Origin of the sequence: Sphingopyxis sp. 22461 (genome assembly GCF_052044915.1) — a bacterium.
Classification (GTDB): Bacteria; Pseudomonadota; Alphaproteobacteria; order Sphingomonadales; family Sphingomonadaceae; genus Sphingopyxis.
The window spans coordinates 93482-108675 of sequence record NZ_JBQENY010000007.1 but is presented as its reverse complement, the minus strand read 5'-3'; the positions used below and the strand labels follow the sequence as shown (position 1 = coordinate 108675).

The window sequence follows — 15194 nt, the reverse complement described above, 5'->3', positions numbered from 1 at the left end:
GCGGTGCGAAAGCATCGCGCGCGTAGGGCGGTGACATTGCGGGCTGGACCATCCTGAGCCCGCCGAAGGGGAGCTTCCCTCGATGCGTAAATTGACCAGCTTCACCACCGCAGCGGCGATCGTCCTGACCTCGGTCGGTCTCATCGCCGTGCCCGCCGAAGCGCGCGGGCGCCATCATCATGGCGGCTGGGGTTATCGCGACCGCGACAATATCAGCACCGGCGACGTGCTCGGCGGGCTGCTCGTCATCGGCACGATCGCCGCCATCGCGAGCTCGGTGAGCAAGAACAAGCGCGAGCGGGCGCCCGACTATCGTTACGAGCCGCCTTATCGCGGCGACGACCAGCGGCAGGAGGTGCCGCGCTACGAACCCGATGCACCGAACGACATCACCCCCGGCGCCTATGGCCGCGGCGAGGCCGAAGCGCGCGCCGCCGATGCCTGCAGCTGGGCGGTCGAGGGCGAGATGGGCGACGACGCCCGCGTCGACAGCATCACCGGCACAGAGCCGAACAACGGCGGCTGGTACGTCACCGGCACCGCCTCGCGCCTTGGCGGCGAGGTGAGCAGCTTTGGCTGCAGCTATCGCAATGGCCGCGTTATCGACGTCAATTTCGGCTGACACTATCCAACACCGGTAAAAGGCCTCTCGCCTCCGTGGCGAGGGGCCTTTTTCCTTTATGAACGCCAGCGAAACCAAGTCTGAACCCCAGATAAGCGGTGGGTTCAGCGCCCTGTCACCGCCACACCGGTAAACCGTCTCCAACAGGCCGCGAAGCTGCTGCCTGCGCTTAAGGAGACCGAACCATGGCTATCAAAACCACCCTGACCAAGGCCGCAATTGGTGCGGCCACCGCCGGCGCGATGCTGATGAGCGCCGCCCCTGCCGCCGCGCGCGATCGCTATGACCGCGACGGAATCAGCGCGGGCGAAATCATCGCCGGCGCCGTCGTAATCGGCGGCCTCGCGGCGATCCTGTCGAGCGGCGACAACGACCGCTACGACCGTTATGATGGCCGCTACGACGATCGCTATCGCGGGCGCTATGACGATCCCCGCTACGGCTATGGCTATGACTATAACCGCTATGGCAACAGCCGCCGCGCGGTCAGCCAGTGCGTCGGCGCCGTCGAGCGCGGCAGCCGCCGCTATGGCCGCACTGACGTGACCGAGGTCACCAGCATCGACCGCAAGCGCGACGGTTACCGCGTCAAGGGCCGCGTCATCGTGCGCGATGGCTATGGCGACCGCTGGGGCCGCGGCGGCTATTACGACAAGGGCAAGTTCACTTGCGAGGTTCGTTATGGCCGCGTCCAGGACATCCGCTTCTCGGGCCTCGGCTAACCGTCAAAGCCCCTCTCCTAAAGGAGAGGGGCTTTTCTTTATTCGCGTTGGGCGGCATGAAGCCATCTGCCCTCGCTCGTGCTTGGCTATCCGGCGATCCGCTTCACCGTCGGCGTCGAAGATTAGGCCCACCACCATCAGGTCAGCATCGACGGCGCGTCAGTTCGAACACGACGGTGAAATGGGCGCCCGGTTAAGGACGCTGCCGCCTATCGGCTGTATTGGCGCCGCGCCGACCGCAACGACTGGTCCGACGGCCGGGTCGTCCCGTCGGATGCTCCGAACCGAGGTCGTGTTGTCCGGTGCAATCGTCGACGATAATTTCTTTGGCGTTTCAGCGCTTTCCGTGGACGACCGCGAAAGCATCGTCACCTTGAGCGGGCTGCCGCCGGCGCAATAATTACCGAACACGCTATACGAAAATTTACCTTCTGCCTTTACGACTATCGGAGGACCACAATAATCGGCCGACGTGGGGGTCAGCCGACAGAGATGAGTCGCGCATGTCCAGTCCCGAGGCTTCCCCAGCCTCATCCGTCCCCGCCGAGAAGCGCCAGCCGCGTCAGTCGCGTCTGGTAAAGGGCGCGCTTGCCTGCGCGCGGCTCGGCCAATTCGATGTAACGATCCGCAACGTGTCCGAAACCGGCATCGGCGGGCAGGGACCCGTTGCGCTTAATATCGGCGAGCGAATCACTGTGTTTCTGCCCGGCCACGACCCGATGCTGGGCACTGTCCGCTGGGTCGTCGACAAAAGATTCGGCATCGAGACCGACCGGCCGATCGACACGGCATTGCTCCGCGCCGCGCACGGGGGGGCGGCTCCGGCAACCCATGCCGTCGCCTCGGGCTTCGAGATCGTCCCGCCCCCGAGCGCCCCCGCACGCCGCCCCGGCCTCGTCCTCGGCGCTGCCCAACCGGCGCACTCCGGCCGCAGCGTGTGGCAAGGCAAACGGCAGTGAAGCAGTTTGGCGTTAGGGTGCTGAGCTAATGTTCTGACATTCGTCATTCCCGCGGACGTGGGAATGACGAAGGAAGAAAGAGCGCGGCCACGCCCGGTCTTGAGCGGCCGGACGGGTGCGCTTCCTTTGGGCCGAACGGCCGGATTCAGCCCGCCTGCGGCATCCCCTGATAGAAATATTAAATTGCAAATGACTCGCAATAACATATAAGCCCGCCGGCGCGGCTTGTCGCGCGCGCTGGAAAGGGAAGCGATGTACGCCTTTGTCGATCGACCGGTGGCAAGCCTGTGTAACAGCGGGCGATTCCTGCTCTGGGCGATGCGCGGGTGGGTTCACGCCGCCGAGCGCGGGCGATGTCCGCCGCAGGTGCTCCATCGGGGCTTTGCTGCGGTCGGTGCCGCGGGCGCCCTGCCCGACTTTCACGTTGCGATGGCGCTGCTTGCCGGCGATGCCGTCGAAACCCTGCTGCTCGCGCCCCTGCCCTGTCTCCAGATTTCAGAGGATGAAGCAATTCTGCTTGGACTCTGGCGCGATTTTTCGCTTGAGAACGCCGCAAATGCCCATGCGACGCTGGCCTTGCTGGCCGAGGGAGAAAGCGTCGGCCCGATCGCCAAAGCGATGGGCGCCGCGATCGACCGGCTGGTCGCGACGGGATTCGATATGCCGGCCCTCGCGGCCGGCACCATGACACATCAGGAAAGTCCAAAGTGATGAGTGACCGTATTGCCGAAGCCGCCAAGCTGGCCCCCTCCGCCTCGCTGACCGTCGAGGAGGTGCGTTCGGTGCGTCATTGGAACGAGCATCTGTTCAGCTTCACGATCACGCGGCCGCCGAGCTTTCGCTTTCGCTCGGGCGAGTTCGTGATGATCGGCCTGCCCGGCGAAGGCCGCCCGCTGCTCCGCGCTTACTCGATCGCGAGCCCCGCCTATGCCGACGAGCTCGAATTCCTGTCGATCAAGGTGCCCGACGGCCCGCTGACCTCGCGCCTCCAGCTGATCCAACCGGGCGATCCGGTCTATCTCGGCCGCAAGCCGACGGGGACGCTCGTCGCCGACGCGCTGACCCCCGGGCGGCGTTTGTTCATGCTGTCGACCGGGACGGGGCTCGCCCCTTTCCTCAGCCTCGCCCGCGACCCCGACATTTACGAGCGTTTCAACCAGATCGTGATCGTGCATTGCGTGCGGCAGGTCAGCGACCTCGCCTTCCGCGACGAGCTCGAAAGCCAGCTTGCGGGCGATCCGCTTGTGCAGGATCAGGCGCTCCTCCAGTTCCACTATCTGCCGACGGTGACGCGCGAGCCCTTCCCCACGACGGGCCGCATCGACGCGCTGATCGAAAACGGACTGCTCTTTGGCCATCCGCTGACCGGCCCGAGCGCCTTCGATTCCACCACCGACCGCATCATGATGTGCGGCAGCATGGCGATGATCCGCGACCTCGAGGCGCGCTTCGAGGCGCTCGGCTTCAAGGAAGGCTCGAACGCCGCGCCCGGCGACTTCGTCATCGAGCGCGCGTTCGTCGGTTAGGACCAAATCCCGTCAGGGCTTGTCCGCGTAAGCCTTCACCAGGTCGAACATATAGTCGCGCCCGACATAGACCGAACGCACTTCCATGCGTTCGTTGAGGCCGTGCGCGCCATTGCCGTCGGGGTCGCCCCACATGCCGGGGATGCCATAGGTCGGGATGCCGACCGCACCCAGAAAGGTCGCGTCGGTATAGCCGTTCGCCATCGACGGGATGACCTTCAGCCCCGGCCAATATTTGTCGACGAGTGTCTGCATCGGGCCGAGGATCTTCGGGTCGAGCGGCGGCGCGGGCGGTGCGGGGCGTTTGGGCGGGAGCTGGGTGATCGTGACGCCCGGATCGCCGATCACACGTCCGAGTTCGTCCTTGATCGATTCGATGCTGTGCCCCGGAAAGATGCGGCAATTGATGTTCGCGCCCGCGCGCTGCGGCAGTGCGTTCGGGGCGTGACCGCCGTCGAGCAGGGTCGCAACGCAGGTGGTGCGCAAATTGCTGTGGAGGAACGGGTCCTTGTTGACGATCGCTTCGGCCGCCTTGTCGGCGGGGTTCTTCGCCAGCGCGGCCATCGCCCTGCCGGTCTCGTCGCCGCGCGCGGCGCCTGCTTCGGCAAAAAAGCGCCGCGTCGTGTCGGTCATCTCGACCGGGAAATCATAATCCGCAACCTTGGTGAGCGCGCGCGAAAGCTCGTAGATCGCATTGTCGGGCACCGGCGCCGAGCTGTGCCCGCCGGGGTTTCTCGTCTCCAACCGGAAGTTCGCGAAGGTCTTTTCGCCGACCTGCACCGACTGGCCGAGCACCTTGCCCTTTCCATCGCTGTCGCCGCCGCCGCCTTCGTTCAATGCAAATTCGGCGTCGATCAGGTCGCGTTTGTTCGCCGCGAGCCATTCGACGCCATTGAACGCACCATTGGTTTCCTCGCCGCAGGTCAGCGCGACTTTCACTGTGCGCTTGGGCTTGTAGCCCGCCTGCTGGAAACGGATCAGCGTGTCGACCCACACCGCGGCCTGCGCCTTGTCGTCGGCGGTGCCGCGGCCATAGAAATAGCCATTCTCCTCGACCATGACGAACGGATCGCGTTCCCAGTCGGCGCGCTTCGCCTCGACGACGTCGATATGCGCGACGAGCAGGAGCGGCTTCGCGGTCTTGCTGGTACCCGGATAGACGGCGACGAGACCGCCTTCCTTGGGGTTTTCAGCGGTGGCGAACAGGGTCAGCTGGCTCGCCGGTATGCCCGCCGCCTTCAGCCGCGTGGCCATGCGCTCCGCAGCGAGCGTGCAGCTGCCCGACGAGAGCGTCGTGTTCGTCTCGACCAGCTCCTTGTAAAGGCCGCGGAACGCAAGCTGGTCGGGGCGCGGCTGCGCCTCGGCGGCAATCGCGGGCGCCGCAAGCAGCATGGCGGACGTCAGCAGCGCGGACAGCGTCTTCATCATTTTCTCCCCTGTTTTGCGGATGAAGGGAGCAGAAAGACGGCATCGCCGCAAGCCGCGATGCGCGCACCTCTTGCGCCGCGTGCGCCTTTCGCGCAATTCGGGCCATGGGAGAGGACCAAGCGTGACACGAATGAATGACGACCCGCCGGGGCTGGTGGCGCGCGCGGTGCGCCGCCTGCTGCTTTTGCTGTACCGGATGCGCGGATGGAAAGCCGTCGGCGAGGTGCCCGAACCGCGCCGCTTCATCCTGATCGCGGCGCCGCACACGAGCAATTGGGATTTCGTCAATTTCCTCGGGCTGACCGCCGACCTCAAGATCCGGCCCTTTTTCATGGGCAAATTATCGCTGTTCCGCTGGCCGCTCGGCGGCTTCATCCGCCAGATGGGCGGTGTCCCGGTCGATCGCCGCGGCGGCGGCAATGTCGTCCAGCAGATGGTCGATGAATTCGCGCGCCGCGCCGAATTCATGCTGACCGTCGCGCCCGAAGGCACACGCGGCAAGACGGCGAAATGGCGCACCGGCTTTTATCAGATCGCGATGGCCGCCAAGGTTCCGCTCGTCGTCGGCTTCATGGATTATGCCACCAAGACCGGCGGGCTCGGCCCGCTGATCTGGCCCACAGGCGACTTTCGCGCCGACATGATGAAGGTATTTGAGGTATATAAGAGCCATAGCGCTCGATTCCCCGAGCGGCAGGCGCGCTCGATCGATGACATCGTCGGCCGCGATGAGGAACGAGGCATGCGCGCGTGAGTGACGCCCTTTTGCTGCTGACGATCAATTTCGGCGGATTGCTGGGCGCGATCCTGCTGCTCTGGGGCATCGCGACCCTGATCCGCGACGTGTCGTTCATCGACGCCTTCTGGGCATTCGGCATGGTGCTGCTCGCGTGGGGCACATGGTGGCAGGTCGGCGCGGAGGGCGCGCGCGCCAAGCTGCTCCTCGGCCTGACCTCGCTATGGGGACTGCGGCTCGCAATCCATCTGACGATCCGCTGGGCGAGCCATGGTGAGGACCCGCGCTACAAGAAAATCCTCGCGTACTCGATGGAGAAGCGGAGGTGGAGCTGGGCGAAGACCGCGCTTGTCATGGTTTTCCTGACGCAAGCGCCCTTGCTGTTCATCACCTGCCTGCCCGCGCAAATCGGCATCTGGGCGAGCGCGCGCGACCCGGCCGCGAGCGTCGGCGTCATCGGCTGGATCGGCGCGGCGGCGGCGCTCGCCGGCATCGCGTTCGAAAGCATCGGCGACGCGCAGCTCGACGCCTTTCGGAAAAACCCCGCGAACAAGGGCAAGGTGCTCGACACGGGCCTCTGGCGTTATACGCGCCATCCCAATTATTTCGGCGACGCTTTGACCTGGTGGGGCCTCTGGCTGATCGTCGCCGACCTCGGCTGGGCGCCCGCGCTCGCGAGTGTGATCGGGCCGGTCTTCCTGACCTTCACGCTCACCAGATGGTCGGGCAAGGCACTTCTCGAAAAGGGGCTGCACAAGACGCGGCCCGATTATGCCGACTATGTCGCGCGCACCTCCGGATTCGTCCCATGGCCGCCAAAGACCAGGGTTTAGGCGGCGAGGAAAGCCCGGCCGATGTGTCGGCGCTGGGCGACGCGCCGCGGATCCGCGCGATATTGGTCGAGGCGGCGCGCGCGGGGCGCAGCGTCAGCTACTCCGAACTGCTCGGCGATCTGGGTTTCCGCTTCACCCGGCCCAAGATGCGCGCGGTGTGCCGGACGCTGGAGGAAGTCGACCGCCTCAGCGCGCTGGACGGCGAACCCGATCTGGCGGTGCTGGTGGTGCGCGAGAGCGACCGGCTGCCCGGGCAAGGCTGGTGGGCCGGCGGGACGGCTTTGTTGCTCGGCTATGACGGCCCGTGGGAAGGGGCGGCGGCGGCGTGGTTTATTCGCGAGCAGCAGCAGGCGGTGTTCGATTTTTGGGAGGGGCGGTAGGCTGATTTCGACCAGTTGCTGACATATCCATCATCGTCACCCCGAACTTGATCCGGGGTCCATGACTTCAACGCTGCGGTGAATCCCGGATCAAGTCCGGGATGACGAAAGGAGGGGATGGCAGCTAACCACCCCGGAACCGTCATTCGCTTATTTCTTCAACCCGATCTCGCGCAGCCGCTCCTGCAGATACTCGTCCGCCGTAATCGGCGTCGGATATAAATTCGGGTGCGATGCATCGACGCAGCTTTCGAGCGTCTCGATCGGATAGTCCGAACGGAAGTGGAGGAAGAAGGGCATCGAATAGCGCGCGACGCTCGCGCGGCCCGCGTCGGGGTTGCGGACGCGGTGCGTGGTCGAGGGCAGCTTGTTGTTGGTCAGCCGCTGGAGCATGTCGCCGACGTTGACCGCCATTGCGCCCGGAGGCGGCGAGACGGGGAGCCAGCTGCCGTCCTTATCGAGGATTTCGAGCCCGGCTTCTTCTGCGCCGAGCAGCAGCGTGATCGTGTTGATATCCTCATGCGCCTCTGCACGGATGCCCTTCGCGGGGGCTTCGACCGGCGGATAATGGAGCAGGCGCATCACGCTGTTGCCGTCGGCGACCGTGTCGTCGAAGAAATCGGGCGCGAGGCCGAGGTAGCGCGCGATACCGGAGAGGAGACGCGCGCCGACGCGGTCGAATTCGGCGAAGAGCTTGTCATAGGCGGTACGAAAGCCGTCGACCTCGGCGGGCCAGACATTGTTCGGCTGCTGCGCCGCGAGGCGGTGCCCCGCGGGCAGGTCGCGGCCGACATGCCAGAATTCCTTGAGGTCGACTTCCTTCGCGCCCTTGGCGATCTCGGTCCCGAACGGAGTGTAGCCGCGCGCGCCACCGCCACCGGCGATATGATAGGCGCGCTTGGTTTCCTCGGGCAACGCGAAAAAGGCTTTCGCCTTGTCCCAGGCTTGGTCGATCAGCGCGGGGTCGATGCCGTGATCGGTGATCATCGCGAAACCGAAGCGTTCGAACGACGCGCCGAAATCCTTCGCGAACTGGTCGGCGGGGAGCGACATCGAAATGGTGGGAACTGCGGCAGTCATCTTATCATCCATATTGGGCGAAGCTTAGGCCTTCGCGACTCTGTTCCCGCATGTAGGACCGTCGACGAGGCAGGGAAAGAGGCTCGCTCTTTTCAAACCGGCGATGCTTGCTAAGAGAGCGCATGGCAAAATCATATTGGCTGATGAAATCCGAACCCGACGCCTATGCGTGGGAACAACTCGTCAAGGACGGCACCGGGATGTGGGACGGGGTACGCAACCACACCGCCAAACTCAATCTGATGGCGATGAAGGTCGGCGACGAGGCGCTCTTCTATCACAGCAATATCGGCAAGGAATGCGTCGGGATCATGGAGATCACCGAAGAGAGCTTTCCTGATCCGACCGCCGAAAAGGGCGCGCCGTGGGTCGTGGTGCGCGTCGCGCCCGTTCGTGCGCTTGCCAACCCGGTGACGCTGGCGGCGATCAAGGCTGATCCCAAGCTCGCCGACATGGATTTGATCCGCCAGTCGCGGCTGTCGGTCGGGCGCGTAACGCCCGCTGAGTGGAAGCATATCTTGAAGAAGTCCGAGCAGCCCGAGGGCTGAGCCGGCTTACTGACCGCGCAGCTTGACCTGCAGATGCTTCGCCACCGACGGGTGAAGCGGGTTGACGAATTCGCAACCATAATTGTTGCCATCGGCGCGGCGAACGACGGCTTCCAAAGGCTGGAGCCCGGGCAGGTTCACCCAGATATGCTTGCCGATCTGCGGCCGGAAAAACGTCACCATGCGAAAGCCCGTCGACGACAGGTCGAACAGTTCGACGTCGAAGGGGTTTAGCCCCGGTTCGCGGAAGCGTGCGCGGGCGGCCACGGGCGCGCGCTCGGCGCCGCGCCCGGCGGTGGGCGCCTTCTTGGTTTCGATGGTGCGATTCCCCAACACGGATTCGGTCCCTGCATTTCATTCTTGGTCGAACCGCTTTTAAGGCGCCGTTGGTTACCTTAAAGTGAAGCAATATGGTGAAAATCGGTTATACCGGCGGCGTGTCGCCGACCGCCAACAACTGGCTGGGATAAGGGACCGCGAGCGCTACGGCGGCGCGCCATTCCCCGCTTAGCCAGGTGGCATAATCCTCAGGGTAAAGGATCACCGGCATGCCCTTTGGCTGATGATGCGCGACCAGCCCGTTGGCGTCGGTCGTGAGCATCGCAAAGCACGGCCAGTCATCGCCCTGACGATGGATTCCGGCGAAGGCGAACACCGGCCGCGACGGAACCGAGAACCAGCGCTGGCGCCGCGCGCCGTCGGCACCCGACCAATAGGCAAAGGCGGTCGCGGGGATCAGGCAGCGCAGTTCGGCATGGCGGAGCGTCCCGATCCAGAACGGGCTGGCGAGGTTGCGGACGCTGGTGACCGGCCGGTCGCCCTGCGGCGGCGGCGGAACGCCCCACAGCTTCGGGCGCAGATAGCGCCGCGATCCGCAGCGACCGTCGCTGACGATCACCGGCGCGGGGCGGCCCGGCGCGACATAATCGCCGGTCCAGGGGTCATTGCCGGCTTCGGCGCCGAACGCCGCGGCGATCGTGCTGGCGGGGGCATCAAGACGGTAGAGGCTGGTCATCGAGGAGCTTTAGTCGGTTCCGCGCACCCGGCCGCGTCCGGCCTTGACCGTGCTGCGTGCTTTCTTGCTATCGACGCGGCGCGCTTTCGCCGCCTTGCTCGGCTTGGTCTTGATCCGGCGTTCGGGGCGGACGAGCGCGGCGTCGATCAGTTCGGACAGGCGTTGCCGGGCATCGGCGCGGTTCGCTTCCTGCGTCCGGAAACGGCGCGCGAGGATCACCAGTTCGCCCTCGGTCGTGAGCTTGCTTCCTGCGAGCAGCTTCAGCCGGCGAAAGGCATCGGGGGCGAGGCCCAGCGCGTAGATATTGACGCGCAATTGGCACGCCGTCGCGACCTTGTTGACGTTCTGGCCGCCCGGGCCCGATCCCGCGAGGAACTTCTCGCTGATCGCGCTTTCGGGTATCTCAGCCACGGGTCGGCGAGGCGCCTTCGGGTGCAGCGAAGCCCAACGCGATGAAGCTGTCGGGGAACGGCGCCTCGGCAATTATCGACGGCTTGACGTCACGTTTTACGACGAGCCGTTCGGCGTGGAGCAAGGTGCGCGTTTTGGTGCCACCGCGGCCGTAGACGGGGTCGCCGACGAGCGGGAAACCGAGCCCTTCGAGCGCGTGGACGCGCAGCTGGTGCGTGCGGCCGGTTTCGGGGCGGAAGCGAAGCAGCGCACGGTCGCCGACGACGGCGAGCTTTTCCCAATGCGAGACCGAGGGCTTGCCCTTCGGGTCACCGATCATGCGCCAGCCCTCTTCGGCGGTCGACACCTTCGACAGCGGAAGGTCGATCGTGCCGCCGTCGCCGTCGGGCACGCCGTCGACGATCGCGAGATATTGCTTCTCGACCTCACGGCTTTCGAACGCGCGGGTGAAACGGCCGTGCGCCTTGGGATTGCGCGCGAGGAGCAGGCAGCCCGACGTGTCGCGGTCGAGCCGGTGGACCGCGAGCGGCCAGCGTTTGAAGCCGAACTTGAGCAGGTCGAGATGATTTTCGAGGCTGATGCTGCCGTCGCGCGGCGCGTCGACCGGAAGGCCCGCGGGTTTGTCGATGACAAGGGCCTCGCCGTCGAGGAAGAGAACACGATCTGAAAGGAGCATGGCGCGCTATAGGCGCGCCGCTGCCTAGTCGAAAGCGTAAACGTCCATCGCGAGCAGGCCGTAGGTGATGCTGTGATGCAGCCGCTCGGCCTTGAACGGCGCCCCGCCCGCCCCCATCGCGACAAACAGCGGCAATATATGGTCGGGGGTCGGGTGATTGTCGCGACCGTGCGGCGCACGTTCGACGCCGTGGAGGACGTCATCGACTGCGCCAGCGACCATGCGTTCGGCGATCCAGTCGGTGAAATCACTGACCCATGCCGGCGCTGGAGCGTCGATCGGCAGGCGCGCCGCGAACAGCGCGCGGAGGTTGTGCGTGATGCTGCCCGATCCGACGATCAGCACATTGTCGTCGCGGAGCGGCGCGAGCGCCTGGCCGAGCGCATAATGCCATTCGGGCGAGGCGTTCGAGGCGATCGAAAGCTGGACCACCGGAATATCGGCGTCGGGATAGATCAGCGACAGCGGCACCCATGCGCCGTGATCGAGGCCGCGGTCGGGATCGGCGGTGACGGACAGGCCGTGGTCCGCGAGCAGTTCGACCACGCGCGCCGCGAGCGCCGGGTCGCCCGGCGCGGGATAGCGCATTGCGAAGAGCTCGTCGGGAAAGCCGCCGAAATCGTGGATCGTCGGCGGCGCCGGCGATGCGGTGACGGTCGCGCGGCCGCCCTGATACGCGGCGTCATGATGCGCCGACACGACGAGGATCGCCTGCGGGCGCGGGAGCCCGGCACCCAGCCCGGCGAGGAAGGTCCGCGCCGGGCTGGGCTCGAGCGCCATCATCGGCGAGCCATGCGAAAGGAAAAGGCTCGGGAGACGGCGCATCGGTTCAGGCAGCCTGCCGCAGTTCGCCGATCGCCGACGTGGCGCGAGCGACCGCTTCACCGTCCATCATATAGCCGTCGGCGGCGATGATCGTGACGTCGGTGATGCCGACGAAGCCGAGGATATGCTTCAGGTACCCGCTCGCGAAATCGACCTCGCTGCCCAGCGGCACGCCGCCCGAGGCAAAGACGATAAACGCGCGCTTGCCCGTCAGCAGCCCTTCGGGACCGGCTTCGGTATAGCGGAAGGTGCGGCGCGCGCGGGCGATCAGGTCGACCCAGGCTTTGAGCGACGCGGGGATTGCGAAATTGTAGATCGGCGCGGTGATGACGATTGTATCGGCGGCTTCGAGTTCGGCGATCAGTTCGTCCGACCCCGCGAGCACGGCCTTTTGCTCGTCGCTGCGCGCCGCTTCGTCGGTGAAGTTGGCGCCGATCCAGCTTTCGGTGAGCAGCGCGGGCGGCGCGGCGTTGAGATCGCGGCGGGTTACGGTGGCGCCATAGCCCTGTTCGACGAGGCGATTGACCAATTGGTCGGCGAGCGGACGGGTGGTCGAACCTTCGTTGCGGGCGCTGGCGTCGATGCGAAGAATATGGGTCATCGGGGTACTCCTTTTCACTTCGGGGAGAGGGGGTGCCGCGAGCCGCCCATGTTTTTGGGAAGAACTCGCGGCACCGGTTGGGCCGCCGTCAGGGAGGGGGAAGGCGGCGGCCCAGGGGCTTCTTAGATGCTGTCTACGAGCACCAGCTCGGCGTCGTCGAGCGCCTCGACCTCGATCGTGCCGACATCACGGAGCGCGATGCCGTCGCGGGGATCGGCGTCCGCGCCGTTGACGCGGATGCGGCCCTTGGCGGCGACCAGATAGGCGTGGCGCCCGGCTTCGAGGTCATAGGAAACGCTCTCACCGGCATTCACCGTCGCCGCGGCGACGCGGGCGTTGGCGCGGATCGGCAGCGCTTCATCGCCCTCGATCCCGCTCGCCAGCGTCACGAACTGACCCGACCTGTCGGCCTTGGGGAACTGGCGTGCACCCCAACCGGGATTGCCGCCGTCACGGTCGGGCATGATCCAGATCTGGAACAGCGTCGTTTCCTCATCCTCGAGGTTGAACTCGCTGTGCGTCACGCCGGTGCCGGCGCTCATCACCTGGACATCGCCCGCCGCGGTGCGGCCGCTGTTGCCCATCGAGTCGCGGTGCGTGATCGCGCCGGTGCGGACATAGGTGATGATTTCCATGTCGCGGTGCGGGTGCGGGGGGAAACCGGACTGCGCCGCGATGGCATCGTCGTTCCAGACGCGGAGCGCGCCCCAACCCATACGCTTCGGGTCGTGATAGTTTGCGAAAGAGAAATGGTGACGGGCGTCGAGCCAGCCGTGGTTGGCGTGGCCCAGCGTGTCGAATTTGCGGATGTCGATCATTGGCCTTGTCCTTTCGTATCTTCTCAATCGTTGCGCACATCGGCGATGCGGATGCGCTGCTGTTGAGGACAAAATAGGCATTTCGATCGTTTCTAAAATAGCGTAGATGGAAAACCATCGTTTCCATTCAGGAGCTATTGCGTGGCACTTCCCGACTATGAAGGCTGGGCCTGTTTCGTCGCTGTCGCCGATGGCGGCAGCTTTACCGCGGCGGCGGCATCGCTCGGGCTGTCGAAGGCGAGCGTGTCGAAAGCGGTGACGCGGCTCGAGGCGTCGCTCGGCATTACCCTGCTGCACCGAAGCTCGCGCGTCGTCGCGGTCTCGACCGCGGGCGCGGGGCTGCTCGACGAGGCGCGCGCGATGGTCGCGGCGGCGACCGCCGCGACGGAAGCTGCACGCGGCGACCGCGTCGACCTCGCGGGCCCGATCCGCCTCGCCGCGCCGATGAGCTTCGGGATCAAGGTGCTCGGCCCGCCGCTCGCGGTCTTTCTCGAGCAGCACCCCGCGGTCGAGATCGAGGTATTGCTGAGCGATGCGCGCAACGATCCGGTCGCCGAAGGCATCGACCTGACGCTGCGTATTTCGCCGCTCGCCGATTCGAGCCTGCTCGCGCGGACGATCGCGCCGGTCGCGGCGTCGGTGATCGCGAGCCCGGCCTATCTGGAAAAGCATGGCACCCCGAAACATCCGCTCGAACTCGCCGGCCACCGGCTGATCGGTTACGGCCATCGCCAGCGCGCGATGCCGCTGCATTTCCATCGTAAGGGCGAGGAGGCGACCGTGCTGCCGACGGGACCGCTGTTCGCGAACAATGGCGACGTCGCGGTGCCCTTGGTCGTCGCGGGGGTCGGAATCGCCTCGCTGCCTGACTTCATCGCCGCCGAAGCACTGGCATCGGGCGCGGTCGTCCCGATCCTGACCGACTGGTCGTTGCCGCAGTCGCACCTGCACCTGTTGTCGCCGCCATCGCGGCTGCGCCCGGCCCGCGTGCGCGCGCTTTCGGACCATCTGGTCGACACGCTGAAGATGTCCTGTACCGGCGCACATGATCGCTATGTGGCGCTTCACCATGATCCGAAAACGGCCTGAGCGACTGTTGCAAAATGGCCGCGACTCGCGGACTTCTGCGGGTTAAATCAAAATTAACCTTTTCCCTTCATTAGTTTCGTGGTTAATGTTCCGGCAGTCCTGCAACGGGGGTTTGGTCGGTGACATCCTTGATGGTCATGCGATCGGGTTCGCGGGATTATCGTGGGAAAAAGGGGTGCCCAATGCGCGTACTGCTGATCGAGGACGAGCCGACGACCGCGAAAGCGATCGATACGATGCTCACGACCGAGGGCTTCAATGTCTATACCACCGATCTTGGTGAGGAAGGCTTGGACCTGGGTAAGCTCTATGATTACGACATCATCCTGCTCGACCTGAACCTGCCCGATATGCACGGCTATGACGTGCTGAAAAAGCTCCGCACCGCCAAGGTGCAGACGCCGGTGCTGATCCTGTCGGGCATTTCGGAAATGGATTCGAAGGTGCGTTCGTTCGGCTTTGGCGCCGACGATTATGTCACCAAGCCGTTCCACCGTGACGAGCTGGTCGCGCGCATCCATGCGGTCGTCCGCCGGTCGAAGGGCCACAGCCAGAGCGTCATCAAGACGGGCAAGCTGGCGGTCAACCTCGATACCAAGACGGTCGAGGTCGACACGACGCGTGTGCATCTGACCGGCAAGGAATATCAGATGCTCGAGCTGCTGAGCCTCCGCAAAGGCACGACGCTGACCAAGGAAATGTTCCTGAACCACCTGTACGGCGGCATGGACGAGCCCGAATTGAAGATCATCGACGTCTTCATCTGCAAGCTGCGCAAGAAACTCGCGCTCGCCTGCCACGGCGAAAATTATATCGAGACGGTCTGGGGCCGCGGTTACGTCCTTCGCGATATCGACGACGAAGGCAATGAGGTGCGCCGCGTCGCCTGACGCGTAGCAACTCGCAAGATTTACCGAGGGAGCCC

General features: G+C 65.2%; 20 protein-coding genes. 11 read left to right on the top strand and 9 right to left on the bottom strand.

What is annotated here, in order from left to right; translation table 11 throughout:
- Window positions 1-82: 82 nt before the first annotated feature.
- From ACTJI5_RS12990 to ACTJI5_RS12970, 5 genes are all read left to right on the top strand, one after another.
- On the top strand, window positions 83-622 hold the full coding sequence (locus ACTJI5_RS12990) for a hypothetical protein (protein ID WP_058539769.1): 540 nt from the start codon (window positions 83-85) through the stop codon (window positions 620-622).
- A gap of 185 nt (window positions 623-807) precedes the next feature.
- Complete coding sequence (locus ACTJI5_RS12985) at window positions 808-1344, top strand: hypothetical protein (protein WP_058539770.1); 537 nt, start codon at window positions 808-810, stop codon at window positions 1342-1344.
- Between the two features lie 503 nt (window positions 1345-1847).
- Entirely contained in the window at window positions 1848-2303 is a 456-nt protein-coding gene (locus ACTJI5_RS12980) for a PilZ domain-containing protein (RefSeq protein WP_310255063.1), read from the top strand.
- 252 nt (window positions 2304-2555) lie between these two features.
- Entirely contained in the window at window positions 2556-3014 is a 459-nt protein-coding gene (locus tag ACTJI5_RS12975; RefSeq protein WP_440860608.1) for a hypothetical protein, read from the top strand.
- The gene (locus ACTJI5_RS12970) at window positions 3014-3829 is read left to right on the top strand and encodes a ferredoxin--NADP reductase (protein WP_310255059.1); all 816 of its coding nucleotides are present in this window, start codon (window positions 3014-3016) and stop codon (window positions 3827-3829) included. Before ACTJI5_RS12975 ends, ACTJI5_RS12970 begins: the two co-directional genes overlap by 1 nt.
- A 12-nt stretch (window positions 3830-3841) precedes the next feature.
- Here the strand turns inward: ACTJI5_RS12970 and ACTJI5_RS12965 are convergent, their stop codons facing one another.
- Window positions 3842-5254, bottom strand: coding sequence for a M20/M25/M40 family metallo-hydrolase (locus ACTJI5_RS12965; RefSeq protein WP_310255057.1), 1413 nt, complete (start codon window positions 5252-5254; stop codon window positions 3842-3844).
- Between the two features lie 133 nt (window positions 5255-5387).
- On the opposite strand from ACTJI5_RS12965, the gene ACTJI5_RS12960 reads away from it, so the two are divergent.
- The 3 genes from ACTJI5_RS12960 to ACTJI5_RS12950 are packed head-to-tail and all read left to right on the top strand — an operon-like array spanning window position 5388 to window position 7206.
- The gene (locus ACTJI5_RS12960) at window positions 5388-6011 is read left to right on the top strand and encodes a lysophospholipid acyltransferase family protein (RefSeq protein ID WP_440860763.1); all 624 of its coding nucleotides are present in this window, start codon (window positions 5388-5390) and stop codon (window positions 6009-6011) included.
- Window positions 6008-6826 carry a DUF1295 domain-containing protein gene (locus ACTJI5_RS12955; protein WP_440860607.1) on the top strand — a complete coding sequence of 273 codons (819 nt, stop codon included), beginning with the start codon at window positions 6008-6010 and terminating at the stop codon, window positions 6824-6826. Before ACTJI5_RS12960 ends, ACTJI5_RS12955 begins: the two co-directional genes overlap by 4 nt.
- Window positions 6802-7206, top strand: a complete 405-nt coding sequence (locus ACTJI5_RS12950) for a ribose-phosphate pyrophosphokinase (RefSeq protein ID WP_440860606.1) — start codon at window positions 6802-6804, stop codon at window positions 7204-7206. The genes ACTJI5_RS12955 and ACTJI5_RS12950 overlap by 25 nt, the downstream gene beginning before the upstream one ends.
- 150 nt (window positions 7207-7356) lie before the next feature.
- Here the strand turns inward: ACTJI5_RS12950 and ACTJI5_RS12945 are convergent, their stop codons facing one another.
- Entirely contained in the window at window positions 7357-8286 is a 930-nt protein-coding gene (locus ACTJI5_RS12945) for an isopenicillin N synthase family dioxygenase (RefSeq protein WP_058539704.1), read from the bottom strand.
- A 122-nt stretch (window positions 8287-8408) separates the two neighbouring features.
- On the opposite strand from ACTJI5_RS12945, the gene ACTJI5_RS12940 reads away from it, so the two are divergent.
- Window positions 8409-8834 carry an EVE domain-containing protein gene (locus tag ACTJI5_RS12940; RefSeq protein WP_440860605.1) on the top strand — a complete coding sequence of 142 codons (426 nt, stop codon included), beginning with the start codon at window positions 8409-8411 and terminating at the stop codon, window positions 8832-8834.
- A gap of 6 nt (window positions 8835-8840) precedes the next feature.
- Here ACTJI5_RS12940 and ACTJI5_RS12935 read toward each other — a convergent pair whose 3' ends face one another.
- The 7 genes from ACTJI5_RS12935 to ACTJI5_RS12905 form a co-directional block, all read right to left on the bottom strand.
- Window positions 8841-9170, bottom strand: coding sequence for a PilZ domain-containing protein (locus ACTJI5_RS12935; protein ID WP_440860604.1), 330 nt, complete (start codon window positions 9168-9170; stop codon window positions 8841-8843).
- An 88-nt stretch (window positions 9171-9258) separates the two neighbouring features.
- The gene (locus tag ACTJI5_RS12930) at window positions 9259-9849 is read right to left on the bottom strand and encodes an SOS response-associated peptidase (protein WP_440860603.1); all 591 of its coding nucleotides are present in this window, start codon (window positions 9847-9849) and stop codon (window positions 9259-9261) included.
- Between the two features lie 9 nt (window positions 9850-9858).
- Window positions 9859-10260: an alternative ribosome rescue aminoacyl-tRNA hydrolase ArfB gene (gene arfB / locus ACTJI5_RS12925; RefSeq protein WP_440860602.1), complete on the bottom strand. Its 402-nt coding sequence runs from the start codon at window positions 10258-10260 to the stop codon at window positions 9859-9861.
- Complete coding sequence (locus ACTJI5_RS12920; protein WP_440860601.1) at window positions 10253-10936, bottom strand: RluA family pseudouridine synthase; 684 nt, start codon at window positions 10934-10936, stop codon at window positions 10253-10255. The genes arfB and ACTJI5_RS12920 overlap by 8 nt, the downstream gene beginning before the upstream one ends.
- 24 nt (window positions 10937-10960) lie before the next feature.
- Entirely contained in the window at window positions 10961-11761 is an 801-nt protein-coding gene (locus tag ACTJI5_RS12915) for a DODA-type extradiol aromatic ring-opening family dioxygenase (RefSeq protein ID WP_440860600.1), read from the bottom strand.
- A 4-nt stretch (window positions 11762-11765) separates the two neighbouring features.
- Window positions 11766-12362 (bottom strand): FMN-dependent NADH-azoreductase, encoded by a 597-nt coding sequence (locus ACTJI5_RS12910; RefSeq protein ID WP_440860599.1) that lies wholly within the window; start codon window positions 12360-12362, stop codon window positions 11766-11768.
- Window positions 12363-12484: 122 nt separating this feature from the next.
- Window positions 12485-13180 carry a pirin family protein gene (locus tag ACTJI5_RS12905; protein WP_440860598.1) on the bottom strand — a complete coding sequence of 232 codons (696 nt, stop codon included), beginning with the start codon at window positions 13178-13180 and terminating at the stop codon, window positions 12485-12487.
- A 141-nt stretch (window positions 13181-13321) separates the two neighbouring features.
- Here ACTJI5_RS12905 and ACTJI5_RS12900 point away from each other — a divergent pair, with 141 nt between their 5' ends.
- The gene (locus ACTJI5_RS12900; protein ID WP_440860597.1) at window positions 13322-14269 is read left to right on the top strand and encodes a LysR family transcriptional regulator; all 948 of its coding nucleotides are present in this window, start codon (window positions 13322-13324) and stop codon (window positions 14267-14269) included.
- Window positions 14270-14451: 182 nt separating this feature from the next.
- Window positions 14452-15159, top strand: a complete 708-nt coding sequence (gene ctrA, locus ACTJI5_RS12895) for a response regulator transcription factor CtrA (RefSeq protein WP_037513859.1) — start codon at window positions 14452-14454, stop codon at window positions 15157-15159.
- Window positions 15160-15194: the final 35 nt, after the last annotated feature.